The following is a 15158-nucleotide window of genomic DNA, read 5'->3' as shown; positions in this document are numbered from 1 at the left end:
TTGCCGGGACGGGTGGCAATGCCTAACCCGGAAAGACCGTTCCCCTTGGCGATTCAGTCATGCGCACCCCCATCATGTCCCCGATCCGTCGCGTCCGGCCTGCCTCGGTCAGGCCGCTGACGCATCAGCCGGGCGACAACCTGCGCGGCGCGACGATCATGACGCTGTGCATGGTGGCCTTTGGGTTGAATGACACGGTGATGAAATTCGTGGCGCAGAACCTGCCGCTTTATCAGGCCGTTACGCTGCGGGGCCTGTTCGTGATGATCGCCATTGCTGCCGTGTCCCCGCGCCTTGGTGGGCTGCACCTGCGCATACCGCGCGACGCGCGCCGTCCGATGATCTGGCGCTCGATCGGAGAAATCGCCTCGACCCTGCTGTTTCTGAATGCGCTGCAGCATATGGCGATGGGCAACCTATCCGCGATCATGCAGGCGCTGCCGCTTGTGGTGATGGTGGCGGCCGCGCTGTTCTTCGGTGAAACCCTTGGCTGGCGCCGCGTCGGCGCGGTCGTCGCGGGCTTCCTGGGCGTGCTTCTGATCCTCCGGCCCGGGGGCGATGTCTTCGACGTCTGGGCCATCGTCGCCGTGGCTGCAATGGGCATGGTCGCATTGCGTGACCTTGCCACCCGGAGCTTCGGCGGCAACATCACCTCGGCCACGATCGCCTTTTACGCCGCGGCGGCGGTGACACTCGTCGGCCTTGTCATCAGCCTGGTCCAGGGCTGGGTCATGCCCAGCCTGTCCCAGGTCCTGCTGCTTCTGATGGGCAGCGCCTTCCTGACCGTCGGCTATGTCAGCGCCGTCGCCTCGATGCGGGTGGGCGAGATGTCCTATGTGGCGCCCTTCCGCTATACCTCGCTGCTGGTTGCCATCGCGATGGGCCTGATCGTCTTCGGCGAATGGCCCGACCTTTGGACATTGGCCGGGTCGGCGCTGGTCGTGGCGGCCGGCATCTATACCATCTGGCGCGAGGCGCAGCTGGGCAAGACGCGCTGATGCGGGTGCAGATGCTGGGCCTGTGCCGGTTTTCCTATCTGGGCCTGCGCGGCTATCAGCGCCACCACGCGACCATCGAGGAACGCCGGGCCTTTCTTTACGATCCTGCCCGCCTTGCGCGCCGCTGGCTGTGGCTGCGGACGGTGGCGCTGCCCGGCTGGCTGGCGCAGACGGATCCGGACTTTACCCTGGTTCTGATGACCGGCCCCGACCTGCCGCAGCCCTGGCTGTCGAACCTGCGCGACCTTGCCGCCCGCCATCCGCAGCTTCGGCTTGAACTGGTCCCGCCGATGGAGCGGCATCTGGAGGCCTGCGAGGCCGCCATCGCGCCCCATATCGACCCGGCGGCCGAAGTGATCGGACATTTCCGTCACGACGACGACGACGCGGTGGCCCTGGACTACATCGCCCGCGCCAAGGCGGATTTCGCGCAGGTCCGGGGCCTGTGGCAAGCAGAGGGGCGGCTGTCGCTGGATCATTCGCGCGGGCTGATGATGCAGGTGGGGGCGGGAAGCGTCCGCTTCGTGCCGCGCATCGCCCACAACATGGGCGTGGCGCTGACCATCTTCCTGCGCCCGGACGAAGGAAAGACCGCGCTGCATTTCAACCACACCAAGCTGCCCCTGTGGATGCCCGGCGTGGCCGTCACGCGGCCGCTGATGTTCCTGCGCGGCATCCACGGCGACAGCGACTCGGGCGACATCGGACCGGGCATCCCGTGGGAGATCGCGCCGGACGCGCTTGACCGGCAACTGTCGGCCCGGTTCGGCCTTGCCCGAAAGGACCTGGAGGGGCTGGCGCAGCGTCTTGCGGGTGCGTGACGACGGCGTGACGGGGGCGGGGTCGTGTTGACAGCTTGGGCGATTCCGCCTATACGCCGCACACCCGACGGGAAACCGCGCGGGGGCCAGAACCTTTCGTGGTCACGATCCGGGCCTTTAACTGCCTCGATCCTCTGGAATATTTCCCCTCCACCCCGGATTCCGGGGAAGGATGGGTTTGGCATTTCGCGATTCGCGCGAAATGCCGTCGAGAAGCGGCGCAGCAGACCTGCTGCGAGTATTGACAGAGCAAGACGGGGAACCGAATGCCGACGATCCAACAGCTGATCCGCAAACCGCGGCAGCCGAAAGTGCAGCGCTCGAAGTCGCAGCACCTTCAGGGCTGCCCGCAGAAGCGCGGCGTCTGCACGCGCGTCTATACCACGACGCCGAAGAAACCGAACTCCGCTATGCGTAAGGTGGCCAAGGTCCGCCTGACGAATGGCTTCGAGGTCATCTCCTACATCCCGGGCGAAAAGCACAACCTGCAGGAACACAGCGTCGTGCTGATCCGCGGCGGCCGCGTGAAAGACCTTCCGGGTGTCCGTTACCACATCCTGCGTGGTGTGCTGGATACCCAGGGCGTCAAGGATCGTCGCCAGCGTCGTTCGAAATACGGCGCGAAGCGTCCGAAGTAAGGAGAGGCATCAATGTCCCGTCGTCACGCCGCTGAAAAGCGCGAAGTCCTGCCCGACGCCAAATTTGGCGATCGCGTGCTGACCAAATTCATGAACAACCTGATGGTTGACGGCAAGAAATCCGTCGCCGAGCGCATCGTCTATTCGGCCCTGGACCGCGTCCAGGCCCGCCTGAAGCGCGAGCCGATCGAGGTCTTCCACGAAGCCCTGGACAACGTGAAGCCCTCGGTCGAGGTGCGTTCGCGCCGCGTCGGCGGCGCCACCTACCAGGTCCCGGTCGAGGTTCGCCCGACCCGCCGCGAAGCCCTGGCGATCCGCTGGCTGATCGATGCGTCCAAGAAGCGCAACGAGAACACCATGGAAGAGCGTCTTGCTGGCGAACTGGCCGATGCCGTGAACGGCCGCGGCACCGCCGTCAAGAAGCGCGAAGACACGCACAAGATGGCCGACGCGAACAAGGCGTTCAGCCACTACCGCTGGTAAGGCGAAAGGATCCGACCCATGGCACGCGAATATCCGCTGCAGCGTTACCGCAACTTCGGCATCATGGCCCACATCGATGCCGGCAAGACGACAACGACCGAGCGTATCCTTTACTACACCGGCAAGTCGCACAAGATCGGCGAAGTGCATGACGGCGCCGCGACCATGGACTGGATGGAGCAGGAACAGGAACGCGGCATCACGATCACGTCTGCCGCGACCACCACGTTCTGGCAGCGTCAGGAAGACCCGACCACCGAAGGGACTTCGGACACCAAGTACCGCTTCAACATCATCGACACGCCGGGCCACGTGGACTTCACCATCGAGGTGGAACGCTCGCTGGCCGTTCTGGACGGTGCGATCTGCCTTCTGGACGCCAACGCCGGCGTCGAGCCGCAGACCGAGACCGTGTGGCGTCAGGCCGACCGCTACAAGGTTCCGCGGATCGTCTTCGTCAACAAGATGGACAAGATCGGTGCCGACTTCTTCAACTGCGTGCGCATGATCAAGGACCGCACCGGCGGTACCCCGTGCCCGATCGCCCTGCCGATCGGCGCCGAGGACCAGCTGGAAGGCATCATCGACCTGGTGAAGATGGAAGAATGGGTCTGGAAGGGCGAGGATCTGGGCGCGTCCTGGGTTCGCCAGCCGATCCGCGACGACCTGAAGGACCTGGCCGACGAATGGCGCACCAACCTGCTGGAACTCGTGGTCGAGCAGGACGACGCCGCGATGGAAGCCTATCTTGAAGGCAACGAGCCCGACGAGGCGACCCTGCGCAGCCTGATCCGCAAGGGCACGCTGTCGCTGTCCTTCTTCCCGGTGACTGCCGGTTCCGCGTTCAAGAACAAGGGCGTGCAGCCCCTGCTGAACTCGGTCATCGACTTCCTGCCTTCGCCGCTGGACGTGCCCGCCTATATGGGCTTCACGCCGGGCGACGAGACCGAGACCCGCAACATCGAGCGTCGTGCCGATGACGCGCAGCCCTTCTCGGGTCTGGCGTTCAAGATCATGAACGACCCCTTCGTCGGCTCGCTGACCTTTACGCGCATCTATTCCGGCGTCCTGAAGAAGGGCGATCAGATGCTGAACGCCACCAAGGGCAAGCGCGAGCGCGTCGGCCGCATGATGATGATGCACTCGATCAACCGCGAGGAAATCGAGGAAGCCTTTGCAGGCGACATCATCGCGCTGGCCGGCCTGAAGGACACGACCACGGGCGACACGCTGTGCGATCCCGCCAGCCCCGTCGTTCTGGAAACGATGACCTTCCCCGAACCGGTGATCGAGATCGCGGTCGAGCCGAAGTCGAAAGCCGACCAGGAGAAGATGGGCCTTGCCCTTCAGCGCCTGTCGGCTGAGGACCCGTCCTTCCGCGTCGAGACAGACCTGGAATCGGGCCAGACGATCATGAAGGGGATGGGCGAACTTCACCTCGACATCCTGGTCGACCGCATGAAGCGCGAGTTCAAGGTCGAGGCGAACATCGGCGCACCGCAGGTGGCTTACCGCGAGACCATCTCGCAGCAGGCCGAGATCGACTACACGCACAAGAAACAGACTGGCGGTACCGGCCAATTCGCGCGCGTGAAGCTGACGATCACCCCGACCGAGCCGGGCGAGGGCTACTCGTTCGAATCCAAGATCGTGGGTGGCGCGGTTCCGAAGGAATACATCCCCGGCGTTGAAAAAGGCATCAAGTCCGTCATGGACTCGGGCCCGCTGGCTGGCTTCCCGGTGATCGATTTCAAGGTCGCCCTGACGGACGGTGCGTTCCACGACGTTGACTCCTCGGTCCTGGCATTCGAGATCGCCGCCCGCGCCGCGATGCGTGAAGGTCTGCGCAAGGCCGGCGCGAAGCTGCTGGAACCGATCATGAAGGTCGAGGTCGTGACTCCGGAAGAATATACCGGCTCGATCATCGGCGACCTGACCAGCCGTCGCGGGATGGTTCGCGGGCAGGACAGCCGCGGCAACGCGAACGTCATCGACGCCTTCGTGCCGCTGGCCAACATGTTCGGCTACATCAACAACCTGCGCTCCATGTCCTCGGGCCGCGCGGTGTTCACGATGCTGTTCGACCATTACGAGGCCGTGCCGCAGAACATATCGGACGAGATCCAGAAGAAATACGCCTGATCGGCGGGGCGGGGCGAAAGTCCCGCCCGTTCCACGACAACGATGAATCAAGGAGCCCTGCGCTATGGCAAAGGCAAAGTTTGAACGGACGAAACCGCACGTCAACATTGGCACGATTGGTCACGTCGACCACGGCAAGACGACGCTGACGGCTGCGATCACGAAATATTTCGGCGAATTCCGCGCCTATGACCAGATCGACGGCGCGCCGGAAGAGCGGGCCCGCGGGATCACGATCTCGACGGCGCATGTGGAATACGAATCGGACGCGCGCCACTATGCGCATGTCGACTGCCCGGGCCACGCCGACTACGTGAAGAACATGATCACCGGTGCGGCGCAGATGGACGGCGCGATCCTGGTGGTGAACGCCGCCGACGGCCCGATGCCGCAAACGCGCGAGCACATCCTGCTGGGCCGCCAGGTGGGCATCCCCTACATGGTCGTCTACCTCAACAAGGTCGACCAGGTCGATGACGAGGAACTGCTGGAACTGGTCGAGATGGAAGTGCGCGAGCTTCTGTCGTCCTACGACTATCCGGGCGACGACATCCCGATCATCAAGGGCTCGGCCCTGGCCGCGATGGAAGGCCGCGATCCCGAGATCGGCGAGAACTCGATCCGCGCGCTGATCGCTGCGGTGGACGAATACATCCCGACGCCCGAGCGCGCGATCGACCAGCCCTTCCTGATGCCGATCGAGGACGTGTTCTCGATCTCGGGCCGCGGCACGGTTGTCACCGGCCGGGTCGAGCGCGGCGCGGTCAACGTGGGCGACGAACTGGAGATCGTGGGCATCCGCGACACCCGCAAGACCACCTGCACGGGCGTCGAGATGTTCCGCAAGCTGCTGGACCGCGGGGAAGCCGGCGACAACATCGGCGCGCTGCTGCGCGGCGTGGACCGTGACGGCGTCGAGCGCGGCCAGGTGCTGTGCAAGCCGGGTTCGGTCAAGCCGCACACCCATTTCGAAGCCGAGGCCTATATCCTGACCAAGGAGGAAGGCGGCCGCCACACGCCGTTCTTCGCCAACTACCGCCCGCAGTTCTACTTCCGCACCACGGACGTGACCGGGACCGTCAAGCTGCCGGAAGGCACCGAGATGGTGATGCCGGGCGACAACCTGAAGTTCGAGGTCGAGCTGATCGCCCCGATCGCGATGGAAGAAAAGCTGCGCTTCGCCATCCGCGAAGGCGGCCGCACCGTCGGCGCCGGCGTTGTCTCGAAGATCCTGAAGTAAGCCGCAGGCGGGGAACACCCCGCCGCAACACGAACACAAGGGGCCGCCTCCAAAAGAGGCGGCCTTTTGCAATGAGGGGGGGCCTGCAATCGGTCTTGACGCCCAGGCCCGGCACGCGTTATAGGCGCCCATCGCAGTCGAATCCGCCCAAGGAAGATTCGCCTGCCATGCGCCTGGCCGCCTGAAATCGGGCGGCCTTGCAGTTTTTATACGGTTCGATGCTGGCGTCGCACGGTGCGGGGTCAGCCTCTCAACTGGAACTCCCCGCCAGAGGGAAGACTTATGCAAAGTCAGAATATCCGCATCCGGCTCAAGGCGTTCGATTACCGCGTGCTGGAAGCCAGCACCCAGGAAATCGTCAACACGGCCAAGCGCACGGGCGCGACGGTCCGCGGTCCGATCCCGCTGCCCAACAACATCGAGAAATTCACGGTTCTCCGCGGTCCGCACATCGACAAGAAGTCGCGCGACCAGTGGGAAATCCGCACCCACAAGCGCCTGCTGGACATCGTCGACCCGACCCCGCAGACCGTTGACGCCCTGATGAAGCTCGACCTCGCCGCTGGCGTGGATGTCGAGATCAAGGTGTAAGGAGGGGATGATGCTGCGTACTGGTATTATCGCCAAGAAACTGGGCATGACCCGGCTGTTCCTGGAAGACGGCCGTCAGGTTCCGGTGACTGTGCTGCAACTGGACAACCTGCAGGTTGTCGATCAGCGCACGGCCGCCCGCGACGGCTACACGGCCGTGCAGCTTGGCGCCGGTGTCGCCAAGGCCAAGCGCACGACCGCCGCGATGCGCGGTCACTTCGCCAAGGCCTCGGTCGCGCCCAAGCGCAAGATCGCGGAATTCCGCGTCGCCGAAGAAAACCTGATCAATGTCGGTGAAGAAATCACGGCTGACCACTATTTCGCGGGTCAGTTCGTGGACATTGCCGGCACCTCGATCGGTAAGGGCTTTGCGGGCGCCATGAAGCGCCACAACTTCGGCGGTCTGCGCGCCTCGCACGGCGTGTCGATCAGCCACCGTTCGCATGGTTCGACCGGCCAGTGCCAGGACCCCGGCAAGGTGTTCAAGGGCAAGAAGATGGCGGGTCACCTGGGTGCCGTTCGCGTCACCACGCAGAACCTGCAAGTGGTGCGCACGGATGCCGACCGTGGCCTGATCATGGTCAAGGGTTCGGTGCCGGGTTCGAAAGGTGGCTGGGTCACCATCAAGGACGCCGTGAAGAAAGCGACGCCCGAGAACGTGATCTACCCGGCTGCTCTGAAGTCCGCCGCCGAGGAAGCCCGCCGGATTGCTGAAGCCGCTGCGGCCGAAGCCGCCGCCGCCGAGGAAGCCGCCCGTCAGGCTGCCGCTGCCGAAGCCGCTGCCGCCGAGGAAGCCGCACTGGCCGAGGCCCAGGCTTCGACCTCCGAGGCGTCGGATGGCGATGCTGCGCCCGAAGGAGACAAGTGATGAAACTCGATGTGATCAAGCTGGACACTGGCAAGGCCGGTGAAATCGAGCTGGCCGACGAGATCTTCGGGCTGGAGCCGCGCGGCGACATCCTGCAGCGCGTCGTCCGCTGGCAGCGCGCCAAGGCGCAAGCGGGCACCCATTCGGTGCTGGGCAAGTCGGACGTCAGCTATTCGACCAAGAAGATCTATCGCCAGAAAGGCACCGGCGGCGCCCGCCACGGTTCCCGCAAGGCGCCGATCTTCCGTCACGGCGGCGTCTACAAGGGCCCGACCCCGCGGTCGCACGCCTTCGACCTGCCGAAGAAGGTGCGTGCCCTGGGCCTGCGCCATGCGCTGTCCGCCAAGGCCACCGCGGGTGAACTGGTGATCGTCGAGGACCTGAACCTTGCTGATGCCAAGACCGCGGCCGTCGCCAAGGCCGTCAAGGAAAACGGCTGGAAGCGTGTGCTGGTCATCGACGGCGCCGAAGTGAACGAAGGCTTCGCCCGCGCCGCCCGCAACATCGAAGGCGTGGACATCCTGCCGTCGATGGGCGCCAACGTGTATGACATCCTGAAGCGCGACACCCTGGTGATCACGCGTTCGGGCGTCGAAGCTCTGGAGGCTCGTTTGAAATGAGCGCGAAAGCTGAACATTACGACGTGATCGTGAAGCCGATCATCACCGAAAAAGCCACCATGACGTCGGAGAACAACGGCGTGGTCTTTCAGGTGGCCAAGGACGCCAACAAGCCGCAGATCAAGGAAGCGGTCGAGGCCCTGTTCGGCGTCAAGGTGAAGGCGATCAACACGACTATCACCAAGGGCAAGCAGAAGCGGTTCCGGGGCATCCTGGGTCGCCGCAGCGATGTCAAGAAAGCCTATGTCACCCTCGAAGAGGGCAGCACTATCGACGTGTCCACCGGACTCTGATAGCAGGCACGAATCTGCGGCCCTGGGTAACCGGGGCCGCGATCTTTTGGACGTAACGGACCACCCTGGTCCAAAGCAACGGAAGACAGAAAGATGGCATTGAAGTCGTATAAACCGACGACGCCTGGCCAGCGTGGGCTGGTTCTGATCGACCGTTCGGAGCTTTGGAAAGGTCGCCCGGTCAAGGCCCTCACTGAAGGCCTGACCAAGAACGGCGGTCGGAACAACACCGGACGGATCACCATGCGCCGCAAGGGCGGCGGGGCGAAGCGCCTGTATCGCATCGTCGATTTCAAGCGCACCAAGTTCGACATGGCCGCCGTGGTCGAGCGGATCGAATACGATCCCAACCGCACCGCCTTCATCGCCCTGATCGGCTATGAGGATGGCGAGCGCGCCTATATCATCGCGCCGCAGCGCCTGGCCGTGGGCGACAAGGTCGTCGCCGGCGCCAAGGTCGACGTGAAGCCCGGCAACGCCATGCCCTTCAGCGGCATGCCGATCGGCACGATCGTCCACAATGTCGAGCTGAAGCCCGGCAAGGGCGGCCAGATCGCGCGCTCGGCCGGCACCTATGCCCAGTTCGTCGGCCGCGACGGCGGCTATGCCCAGATCCGCCTGTCCTCGGGCGAGCTGCGCCTGGTCCGTCAGGAATGCATGGCGACCATCGGCGCCGTGTCGAACGCGGACCATTCGAACCAGAACCTCGGCAAGGCCGGCCGGAACCGCCACAAGGGCATCCGTCCCAGCGTCCGCGGCGTCGCCATGAACCCGATCGACCACCCGCATGGTGGTGGTGAGGGCCGGACCTCGGGCGGCCGTACGCCGGTCACGCCCTGGGGCAAGGACACCAAGGGCAAGAAGACCCGCTCGAACAAGGCGACCGACAAGTACATCTTGCGTTCGCGTCACGCGAAGAAGAAGGGGCGCTGACCTATGGCACGTTCTATCTGGAAAGGCCCCTTTGTTGACGCCTATGTGCTCAAGAAGGCGGAAAAGGCCCGTGAGTCGGGGAAATCCGACGTCATCAAGATCTGGTCGCGTCGTTCGACCATCCTGCCGCAATTCGTCGGCCTGACCTTTGGCGTCTACAACGGGCAGAAGCACATCCCCGTTGCCGTGACCGAGGAAATGATCGGCCAGAAATTCGGTGAATATTCGCCCACGCGGACCTATTACGGCCACGCGGCGGACAAGAAAGCCAAGAGGAAGTAATCGTCATGGGTAAGGAAACGAATCCGCGCCGCGTGGCGGAGAACGAGGCGTTCGCCAAGACCAAGATGCTTCGCACCTCGCCGCAGAAGCTGAACCTGGTCGCGCAACTGATCCGCGGCAAGAAGGTGGACAAGGCCCTGGCCGACCTGACCTTCTCGCACAAGCGGGTTGCCGGCGACGTGAAGAAATGCCTTCAGTCGGCCATCGCGAATGCCGAAAACAACCACGGCCTGGACGTCGACAACCTGATCGTCGCCGAAGCCTGGGTTGGCAAGAACCTGGTGATGAAGCGCGGCCGTCCGCGGGCGCGTGGCCGGTATGGCAAGATCATGAAGCCGTTTTCGGAAATCACCATCAAGGTGCGCCAAGTCGAGGAGCAAGCATAATGGGCCAGAAGGTCAATCCGATCGGTATGCGCCTCCAGGTCAACCGCACCTGGGACAGCCGCTGGTACGCCGACGACAAGGACTATGGCAATCTGCTGCTTGAAGACCTGAAGATCCGGGACTTCATCAAGTCGGAAGCCAAGCAGGCCGGCATCAGCCGCGTGATCATCGAGCGTCCGCACCGCAAGTGCCGCGTGACGATCCATGCCGCGCGTCCGGGCGTGATCATCGGCAAGAAAGGCGCCGATATCGAGGTGCTGCGCAACAAGCTGGCGAACTTCACCAAGTCGGAAGTTCACCTGAACATCGTCGAAGTGCGCAAGCCGGAAGTCGATGCCGCCCTGGTCGCGGAATCGATCGCCCAGCAGCTCGAGCGTCGGGTGTCGTTCCGCCGCGCGATGAAGCGGGCCGTGCAGAACGCGATGCGCATGGGTGCCCTGGGCATCCGCGTGAACGTGTCGGGCCGCCTCGGCGGCGCCGAGATCGCGCGGACCGAGTGGTATCGCGAGGGCCGCGTGCCCCTGCACACCCTGCGTGCCGACATCGACTATGCCCTGGCCGAAGCCACGACTCCCTACGGGATCATCGGGGTGAAGACCTGGATCTTCAAAGGCGAGATCATGGAGCACGACCCCCAGGCCCGCGACCGCAAGGCCGCCGAGGCTCAGGAAGGTCCGGCTCCGCGTGGTCCGCGCCGTGACCGCGACGCGCGCTAAGGAGACTTGAGATGCTGCAACCGAAACGGACCAAGTTCCGCAAACAGCACAAGGGCCGGATTCACGGCGAAGCCAAGGGCGGTTTTGCCCTGAACTTCGGGTCCTACGCGTTGAAGGCCACCGAGCCCGAGCGCGTCACCGCCCGCCAGATCGAAGCGGCCCGCCGCGCGATCACCCGCCACATGAAGCGTCAGGGCCGGGTCTGGATCCGGATTTTCCCGGACGTTCCGGTTTCGTCGAAACCGACCGAAGTGCGGATGGGTAAGGGCAAGGGCTCGATCGACTTCTGGGCGGCCCGCGTGCATCCCGGCCGCATCATGTTCGAGATCGACGGCGTGTCCGACGAAATCGCGCGTGAAGCCCTGCGTCTTGGCGCCAACAAGCTGCCGGTGCTGACCCGCATCGTGGCCCGCGAAGACTGGTAAGACCGGGGGGCGTGCAATCACGCAGCCTTGGAACAGACCCCGCCGGGTGACTGGCGGGGTTTTCCTTTTCTGACCCAAAAAGGGTTGCGCGAGGCCGGCATTGCCTGTATGGGCAGGCCTTCATCATGAAACTCCACCGGGAATCAGGGTGGCCCTGCGATGCAGGGGCTCTCCGGTGATGTTGAAAGGAAGAAGCGCATGAAAGCGCAGGACTTGACGTCGAAGACGCCCGACCAGCTGAAGGACCAGCTTGTCGCGCTGAAGAAGGAGGCATTCAACCTCCGTTTCCAGCAGGCCACCGGCCAACTGGAAAGCACCGCCCGGATGCGTGCCGTTCGCCGCGACGTGGCCCGTGTGAAGACCATTCTGAACCAGAAAGCGGCGGAAGCCGCGGCCTCGAACTAAGGAGCCTGGCCCATGCCCAAACGCATCCTGCAAGGCCGCGTCACCAGCGACAAGAATGAACAGACGATCACCGTCCTGGTAGAGCGTCGCTTCAAGCACCCGCTGCTGCACAAGACCGTTCGTTCGTCCAAGAAATACCGGGCGCATGACGCGAACAACCAGTTCAAGGTCGGTGACCTCGTTCGCATCGTCGAATGCGCGCCGATCTCGAAGACGAAACGCTGGACTGTCCTGACGGACGAAGCGGTTTCCGCGTAAGTCCATCATCACAGATCAGAAATGATCGAAACCCTGGGGCCGCGTGTCGCGGTCCCCAAAGGTCGGGAGAAACCAAATGATCCAGATGCAGACCAATCTGGATGTTGCTGACAACTCCGGCGCACGCCGGGTTCAGTGCATCAAGGTCCTGGGTGGTTCGCACCGTCGCTATGCGTCGGTGGGCGACATCATTGTCGTGTCCGTCAAGGAAGCCATCCCGCGGGGCCGGGTCAAGAAGGGCGACGTCCGCAAGGCCGTGGTCGTTCGGACCGCCAAGGAAGTGAAGCGCGAAGACGGAACCTCGATCCGCTTCGACCGCAATGCCGCCGTCATCCTGAACAACCAGGGCGAACCGGTCGGCACCCGTATCTTCGGGCCGGTCGTCCGCGAGCTGCGCGCGAAGAACTTCATGAAGATCATCTCGCTTGCTCCGGAGGTGCTGTAATGGCTGCCAAGCTCAAAAAGGGCGACAAGGTCGTCGTGCTGGCCGGCAAGGACAAGGGCAAGCAGGGCGAGATCACCGCTGTCATGCCCAAGGACAACAAGGCCATCGTTGACGGCGTCAACATCGCGATCCGTCACCAGCGTCAGACCCAGACGACCCAGGGCGGCCGCACGCCGAAGGCGATGCCGATCGACCTGTCGAACCTGGCGCTGCTGGACAAGAACGGCAAGGCGACCCGCGTCGGTTTCCGCATGGAAGGCGACCAGAAGGTCCGTTTCGCCAAGACCACGGGAGATGTGATCTGATGCTGGACGCAACCCAATACACGCCCCGCCTGAAGGCGGTCTATCGCGATCAGGTTCGCGCCGCGCTCAAGGAAGAGTTCGGCTACAAGAACGACATGCAGATCCCGCGGCTGGACAAGATCGTCCTGAACATGGGCATCGGTGAGGCCGTGAAAGACACCAAGAAGGTGAAGCAGGGCGCCGAGGAACTGTCGCTGATCGCCGGCCAGAAGGCCGTCATCACCAAGGCGAAGAACTCGATCGCCGGCTTCCGCGTCCGCGAGGAAATGCCGCTGGGCGCCAAGGTGACCCTGCGCGGCGACCGGATGTATGAATTCCTGGACCGCCTGATCAACATCGCGCTGCCGCGCGTCCGCGACTTCCGCGGCGTGAAGGGCACCTCTTTCGACGGCCGCGGCAACTATGCCATGGGCCTGAAGGAGCACATCGTGTTCCCGGAAATCAACTTCGACAAGGTCGACGAAGTTCTGGGGATGGACATCATCATCTGCACCACCGCGCCGACCGACGCGGAAGCGAAAGCGCTGTTGAAGCATTTCAACATGCCCTTCAACAGCTGATCGCGGAGGTAAGAGATATGGCAAAGAAATCCATGGTCGAGCGCGAGAAGAAGCGCGAGCGTCTGGTTGCGAAATTCGCCGCCAAGCGCGCCTCCCTCAAGGAGGTCATCAACGACCAGTCCCGTCCGATGGAAGAGCGGTTCAAGGCTACGCTGAAGCTGGCCGAACTGCCGCGCAACTCGTCGGAAACGCGTCTGCACAACCGGTGCCAACTGACCGGCCGGCCGCACGCGTATTACCGCAAACTGAAACTGTCGCGGATCATGCTGCGCGAGCTGGGCTCGCAAGGTCAGATCCCCGGTCTCGTCAAGTCCAGCTGGTAAGGGGGCAACATGTCGATGAACGATCCTCTCGGCGATATGCTGACCCGCATCCGCAACGCACAGATGCGCGGCAAATCGACCGTCCGCACCCCGGCCTCCAAGCTTCGCGCTTGGGTTCTGGACGTGCTGAAAGCCGAAGGTTACATCCGCGGCTATGAAGAAGTGACCACCGAAGCCGGCCATGCCGAGCTTGAGATCGGTCTGAAATACCACGACGGCACCCCGGTCATCCGGGAACTGTCGCGTGTCTCGAAGCCTGGCCGCCGCGTTTATGCCGGCGCCAAGGAAATCCCGCAGGTCCGTCAGGGTTTGGGCGTGTCCATCGTCTCGACCCCGAAGGGCGTCATGTCGGATGCAGCGGCTCGCAATGCCAATGTCGGCGGCGAAGTCCTCTGCACCGTGTTCTAAGGAGGGCAGCAGATGTCTCGGATTGGTAAAAAGCCGGTCGCTCTGCCCAAGGGCGTGACGGCCGAGATCAAGGGCCAGACCATCGAGGTGAAGGGTCCGAAAGGCACCCGCAGCTTCACGGCGACGGATGACGTCGATCTGGTTCTGGACGAAGGTTCGGTATCGGTGAAGCCGCGCGGCAGCTCGAAGCGGGCCCGCCAGCAGTGGGGTCTGACCCGCTCGATGGTGGAGAACCTGACCGTCGGCGTGTCGGAAGGCTTCAAGAAAGAGCTGGAAATCCAAGGCGTGGGTTATCGCGCCTCGATGCAGGGCAAGACCCTGAAGCTGGCTCTCGGCTATTCGCATGACGTGAACTTCGAAACGCCGGAAGGCGTGACGATCACGGCGCCGAAGCAGACCGAAATCGTTGTGGAAGGCATCGACCAGCAGCTTGTTGGTCAGGTGGCTGCGAACATCCGCGAGTGGCGCAAGCCCGAGCCCTACAAGGGCAAAGGTATCCGCTACAAGGGCGAGTTCGTCTTCCGCAAGGAAGGCAAGAAGAAGTAAGGGGCGCATGAAATGGCACTGAAAAAGCAAGAGCTGTTCCAGAAGCGCCGCCTGCGCGTGCGGAACAAGTTGCGGGCGATGTCGAACGGCCGTCCGCGTCTGTCGGTCCACCGTTCTTCCAAGAACATCTCGGTCCAGGTGATCGACGATCTGCAGGGCGTGACCCTGGCTTCGGCCAGCACGCTTGAGAAGGACTTTGGCCTGGTCGGCAAGAACAACGTCGAGGCCGCCGCCAAGATCGGCGCCGCGATCGCCGAGCGTGCGAAAGCCGCCGGAATCGAGGAAGTCGTCTTTGACCGCGGCGGCTTCATCTTCCACGGCAAGGTGAAGGCTCTGGCCGACGCTGCCCGTGAAGGTGGCCTGAAGTTCTGATAATGCGGGCGGCGGTTGCGCCGCCCCGATGATCCGGGGGGCGGTCTTTCGGGGCCGCCCCACCTGGATTGAAGCAACCGGCGCAAATGAAGCGCCACCT

General features: G+C 63.6%; 24 protein-coding genes. All 24 read left to right on the top strand.

Translation table 11 applies throughout. The features are described from left to right. Positions 1-74 precede the first annotated feature (74 nt). On the top strand, positions 75-998 hold the full coding sequence (locus tag FIU66_RS11040; protein WP_240544669.1) for a DMT family transporter: 924 nt from the start codon (positions 75-77) through the stop codon (positions 996-998). After that, on the top strand, positions 998-1819 hold the full coding sequence (locus FIU66_RS11035) for a glycosyltransferase (RefSeq protein WP_167622742.1): 822 nt from the start codon (positions 998-1000) through the stop codon (positions 1817-1819). The genes FIU66_RS11040 and FIU66_RS11035 overlap by 1 nt, the downstream gene beginning before the upstream one ends. Before the next feature lie 266 nt (positions 1820-2085). Further along, on the top strand, positions 2086-2457 hold the full coding sequence (gene rpsL / locus FIU66_RS11030; RefSeq protein ID WP_022705687.1) for a 30S ribosomal protein S12: 372 nt from the start codon (positions 2086-2088) through the stop codon (positions 2455-2457). 12 nt (positions 2458-2469) lie between these two features. Next, positions 2470-2940 (top strand): 30S ribosomal protein S7, encoded by a 471-nt coding sequence (gene rpsG, locus FIU66_RS11025; RefSeq protein WP_167622741.1) that lies wholly within the window; start codon positions 2470-2472, stop codon positions 2938-2940. Between the two features lie 18 nt (positions 2941-2958). Continuing rightward, complete coding sequence (gene fusA, locus FIU66_RS11020; RefSeq protein WP_167622740.1) at positions 2959-5082, top strand: elongation factor G; 2124 nt, start codon at positions 2959-2961, stop codon at positions 5080-5082. Between the two features lie 64 nt (positions 5083-5146). Beyond that, positions 5147-6322 carry an elongation factor Tu gene (gene tuf, locus FIU66_RS11015; protein WP_167622739.1) on the top strand — a complete coding sequence of 392 codons (1176 nt, stop codon included), beginning with the start codon at positions 5147-5149 and terminating at the stop codon, positions 6320-6322. A 282-nt stretch (positions 6323-6604) separates the two neighbouring features. After that, positions 6605-6913, top strand: a complete 309-nt coding sequence (gene rpsJ, locus FIU66_RS11010) for a 30S ribosomal protein S10 (protein ID WP_167622738.1) — start codon at positions 6605-6607, stop codon at positions 6911-6913. Between the two features lie 10 nt (positions 6914-6923). Continuing rightward, positions 6924-7781, top strand: a complete 858-nt coding sequence (gene rplC / locus FIU66_RS11005; protein ID WP_167623483.1) for a 50S ribosomal protein L3 — start codon at positions 6924-6926, stop codon at positions 7779-7781. Further along, a complete protein-coding gene (gene rplD / locus FIU66_RS11000; protein ID WP_126155995.1) occupies positions 7781-8401 on the top strand; it encodes a 50S ribosomal protein L4 in 621 nt (206 codons plus the stop codon). Before rplC ends, rplD begins: the two co-directional genes overlap by 1 nt. Further along, positions 8398-8694 carry a 50S ribosomal protein L23 gene (locus FIU66_RS10995; protein WP_167622737.1) on the top strand — a complete coding sequence of 99 codons (297 nt, stop codon included), beginning with the start codon at positions 8398-8400 and terminating at the stop codon, positions 8692-8694. The genes rplD and FIU66_RS10995 overlap by 4 nt, the downstream gene beginning before the upstream one ends. 93 nt (positions 8695-8787) lie before the next feature. After that, a complete protein-coding gene (gene rplB / locus FIU66_RS10990; RefSeq protein ID WP_167622736.1) occupies positions 8788-9627 on the top strand; it encodes a 50S ribosomal protein L2 in 840 nt (279 codons plus the stop codon). A 3-nt stretch (positions 9628-9630) separates the two neighbouring features. Next, positions 9631-9909: a 30S ribosomal protein S19 gene (gene rpsS, locus FIU66_RS10985; RefSeq protein ID WP_167622735.1), complete on the top strand. Its 279-nt coding sequence runs from the start codon at positions 9631-9633 to the stop codon at positions 9907-9909. A gap of 5 nt (positions 9910-9914) precedes the next feature. Next, positions 9915-10295 (top strand): 50S ribosomal protein L22, encoded by a 381-nt coding sequence (rplV, locus tag FIU66_RS10980; protein ID WP_167622734.1) that lies wholly within the window; start codon positions 9915-9917, stop codon positions 10293-10295. Next, positions 10295-11011 carry a 30S ribosomal protein S3 gene (gene rpsC, locus FIU66_RS10975; RefSeq protein ID WP_167622733.1) on the top strand — a complete coding sequence of 239 codons (717 nt, stop codon included), beginning with the start codon at positions 10295-10297 and terminating at the stop codon, positions 11009-11011. Before rplV ends, rpsC begins: the two co-directional genes overlap by 1 nt. Positions 11012-11022: 11 nt before the next feature. Next, positions 11023-11436, top strand: coding sequence for a 50S ribosomal protein L16 (gene rplP / locus FIU66_RS10970; protein WP_167622732.1), 414 nt, complete (start codon positions 11023-11025; stop codon positions 11434-11436). Between the two features lie 198 nt (positions 11437-11634). Further along, positions 11635-11841, top strand: a complete 207-nt coding sequence (rpmC, locus tag FIU66_RS10965) for a 50S ribosomal protein L29 (RefSeq protein ID WP_167623482.1) — start codon at positions 11635-11637, stop codon at positions 11839-11841. 12 nt (positions 11842-11853) lie between these two features. After that, entirely contained in the window at positions 11854-12099 is a 246-nt protein-coding gene (gene rpsQ / locus FIU66_RS10960) for a 30S ribosomal protein S17 (RefSeq protein ID WP_103173025.1), read from the top strand. Positions 12100-12175: 76 nt separating this feature from the next. Beyond that, a complete protein-coding gene (gene rplN / locus FIU66_RS10955; protein WP_010400243.1) occupies positions 12176-12544 on the top strand; it encodes a 50S ribosomal protein L14 in 369 nt (122 codons plus the stop codon). Further along, positions 12544-12849, top strand: coding sequence for a 50S ribosomal protein L24 (rplX, locus tag FIU66_RS10950; RefSeq protein ID WP_167622731.1), 306 nt, complete (start codon positions 12544-12546; stop codon positions 12847-12849). Before rplN ends, rplX begins: the two co-directional genes overlap by 1 nt. Beyond that, the gene (gene rplE / locus FIU66_RS10945; protein WP_167622730.1) at positions 12849-13409 is read left to right on the top strand and encodes a 50S ribosomal protein L5; all 561 of its coding nucleotides are present in this window, start codon (positions 12849-12851) and stop codon (positions 13407-13409) included. Before rplX ends, rplE begins: the two co-directional genes overlap by 1 nt. A 17-nt stretch (positions 13410-13426) precedes the next feature. Then, complete coding sequence (gene rpsN, locus FIU66_RS10940; protein ID WP_167622729.1) at positions 13427-13732, top strand: 30S ribosomal protein S14; 306 nt, start codon at positions 13427-13429, stop codon at positions 13730-13732. A 9-nt stretch (positions 13733-13741) separates the two neighbouring features. Then, positions 13742-14140 carry a 30S ribosomal protein S8 gene (gene rpsH / locus FIU66_RS10935; RefSeq protein WP_103173021.1) on the top strand — a complete coding sequence of 133 codons (399 nt, stop codon included), beginning with the start codon at positions 13742-13744 and terminating at the stop codon, positions 14138-14140. Positions 14141-14152: 12 nt separating this feature from the next. After that, positions 14153-14686 carry a 50S ribosomal protein L6 gene (rplF, locus tag FIU66_RS10930; protein ID WP_167622727.1) on the top strand — a complete coding sequence of 178 codons (534 nt, stop codon included), beginning with the start codon at positions 14153-14155 and terminating at the stop codon, positions 14684-14686. 12 nt (positions 14687-14698) lie between these two features. Continuing rightward, positions 14699-15058, top strand: a complete 360-nt coding sequence (rplR, locus tag FIU66_RS10925; protein ID WP_167622726.1) for a 50S ribosomal protein L18 — start codon at positions 14699-14701, stop codon at positions 15056-15058. The last annotated feature ends 100 nt before the right edge of the window (positions 15059-15158 follow it).

This window comes from Paracoccus sp. AK26, from assembly GCF_011801365.1.
In the GTDB taxonomy this organism is placed as follows: Bacteria; Pseudomonadota; Alphaproteobacteria; order Rhodobacterales; family Rhodobacteraceae; genus Paracoccus; species Paracoccus aerius.
The sequence above is the reverse complement of the archived record's forward strand: the minus strand, read 5'-3'. Positions and strand labels throughout refer to the sequence as shown.

Coding starts and splice junctions, on each gene's coding strand:
- FIU66_RS11040 (WP_240544669.1), top strand. CDS start 75: ATGTCCCCGATCCGTCGCGTCCGGCCTGCCTCGGTCAGGCCGCTGACG.
- FIU66_RS11035 (WP_167622742.1), top strand. CDS start 998: ATGCGGGTGCAGATGCTGGGCCTGTGCCGGTTTTCCTATCTGGGCCTG.
- rpsL (WP_022705687.1), top strand. CDS start 2,086: ATGCCGACGATCCAACAGCTGATCCGCAAACCGCGGCAGCCGAAAGTG.
- rpsG (WP_167622741.1), top strand. CDS start 2,470: ATGTCCCGTCGTCACGCCGCTGAAAAGCGCGAAGTCCTGCCCGACGCC.
- fusA (WP_167622740.1), top strand. CDS start 2,959: ATGGCACGCGAATATCCGCTGCAGCGTTACCGCAACTTCGGCATCATG.
- tuf (WP_167622739.1), top strand. CDS start 5,147: ATGGCAAAGGCAAAGTTTGAACGGACGAAACCGCACGTCAACATTGGC.
- rpsJ (WP_167622738.1), top strand. CDS start 6,605: ATGCAAAGTCAGAATATCCGCATCCGGCTCAAGGCGTTCGATTACCGC.
- rplC (WP_167623483.1), top strand. CDS start 6,924: ATGCTGCGTACTGGTATTATCGCCAAGAAACTGGGCATGACCCGGCTG.
- rplD (WP_126155995.1), top strand. CDS start 7,781: ATGAAACTCGATGTGATCAAGCTGGACACTGGCAAGGCCGGTGAAATC.
- FIU66_RS10995 (WP_167622737.1), top strand. CDS start 8,398: ATGAGCGCGAAAGCTGAACATTACGACGTGATCGTGAAGCCGATCATC.
- rplB (WP_167622736.1), top strand. CDS start 8,788: ATGGCATTGAAGTCGTATAAACCGACGACGCCTGGCCAGCGTGGGCTG.
- rpsS (WP_167622735.1), top strand. CDS start 9,631: ATGGCACGTTCTATCTGGAAAGGCCCCTTTGTTGACGCCTATGTGCTC.
- rplV (WP_167622734.1), top strand. CDS start 9,915: ATGGGTAAGGAAACGAATCCGCGCCGCGTGGCGGAGAACGAGGCGTTC.
- rpsC (WP_167622733.1), top strand. CDS start 10,295: ATGGGCCAGAAGGTCAATCCGATCGGTATGCGCCTCCAGGTCAACCGC.
- rplP (WP_167622732.1), top strand. CDS start 11,023: ATGCTGCAACCGAAACGGACCAAGTTCCGCAAACAGCACAAGGGCCGG.
- rpmC (WP_167623482.1), top strand. CDS start 11,635: ATGAAAGCGCAGGACTTGACGTCGAAGACGCCCGACCAGCTGAAGGAC.
- rpsQ (WP_103173025.1), top strand. CDS start 11,854: ATGCCCAAACGCATCCTGCAAGGCCGCGTCACCAGCGACAAGAATGAA.
- rplN (WP_010400243.1), top strand. CDS start 12,176: ATGATCCAGATGCAGACCAATCTGGATGTTGCTGACAACTCCGGCGCA.
- rplX (WP_167622731.1), top strand. CDS start 12,544: ATGGCTGCCAAGCTCAAAAAGGGCGACAAGGTCGTCGTGCTGGCCGGC.
- rplE (WP_167622730.1), top strand. CDS start 12,849: ATGCTGGACGCAACCCAATACACGCCCCGCCTGAAGGCGGTCTATCGC.
- rpsN (WP_167622729.1), top strand. CDS start 13,427: ATGGCAAAGAAATCCATGGTCGAGCGCGAGAAGAAGCGCGAGCGTCTG.
- rpsH (WP_103173021.1), top strand. CDS start 13,742: ATGTCGATGAACGATCCTCTCGGCGATATGCTGACCCGCATCCGCAAC.
- rplF (WP_167622727.1), top strand. CDS start 14,153: ATGTCTCGGATTGGTAAAAAGCCGGTCGCTCTGCCCAAGGGCGTGACG.
- rplR (WP_167622726.1), top strand. CDS start 14,699: ATGGCACTGAAAAAGCAAGAGCTGTTCCAGAAGCGCCGCCTGCGCGTG.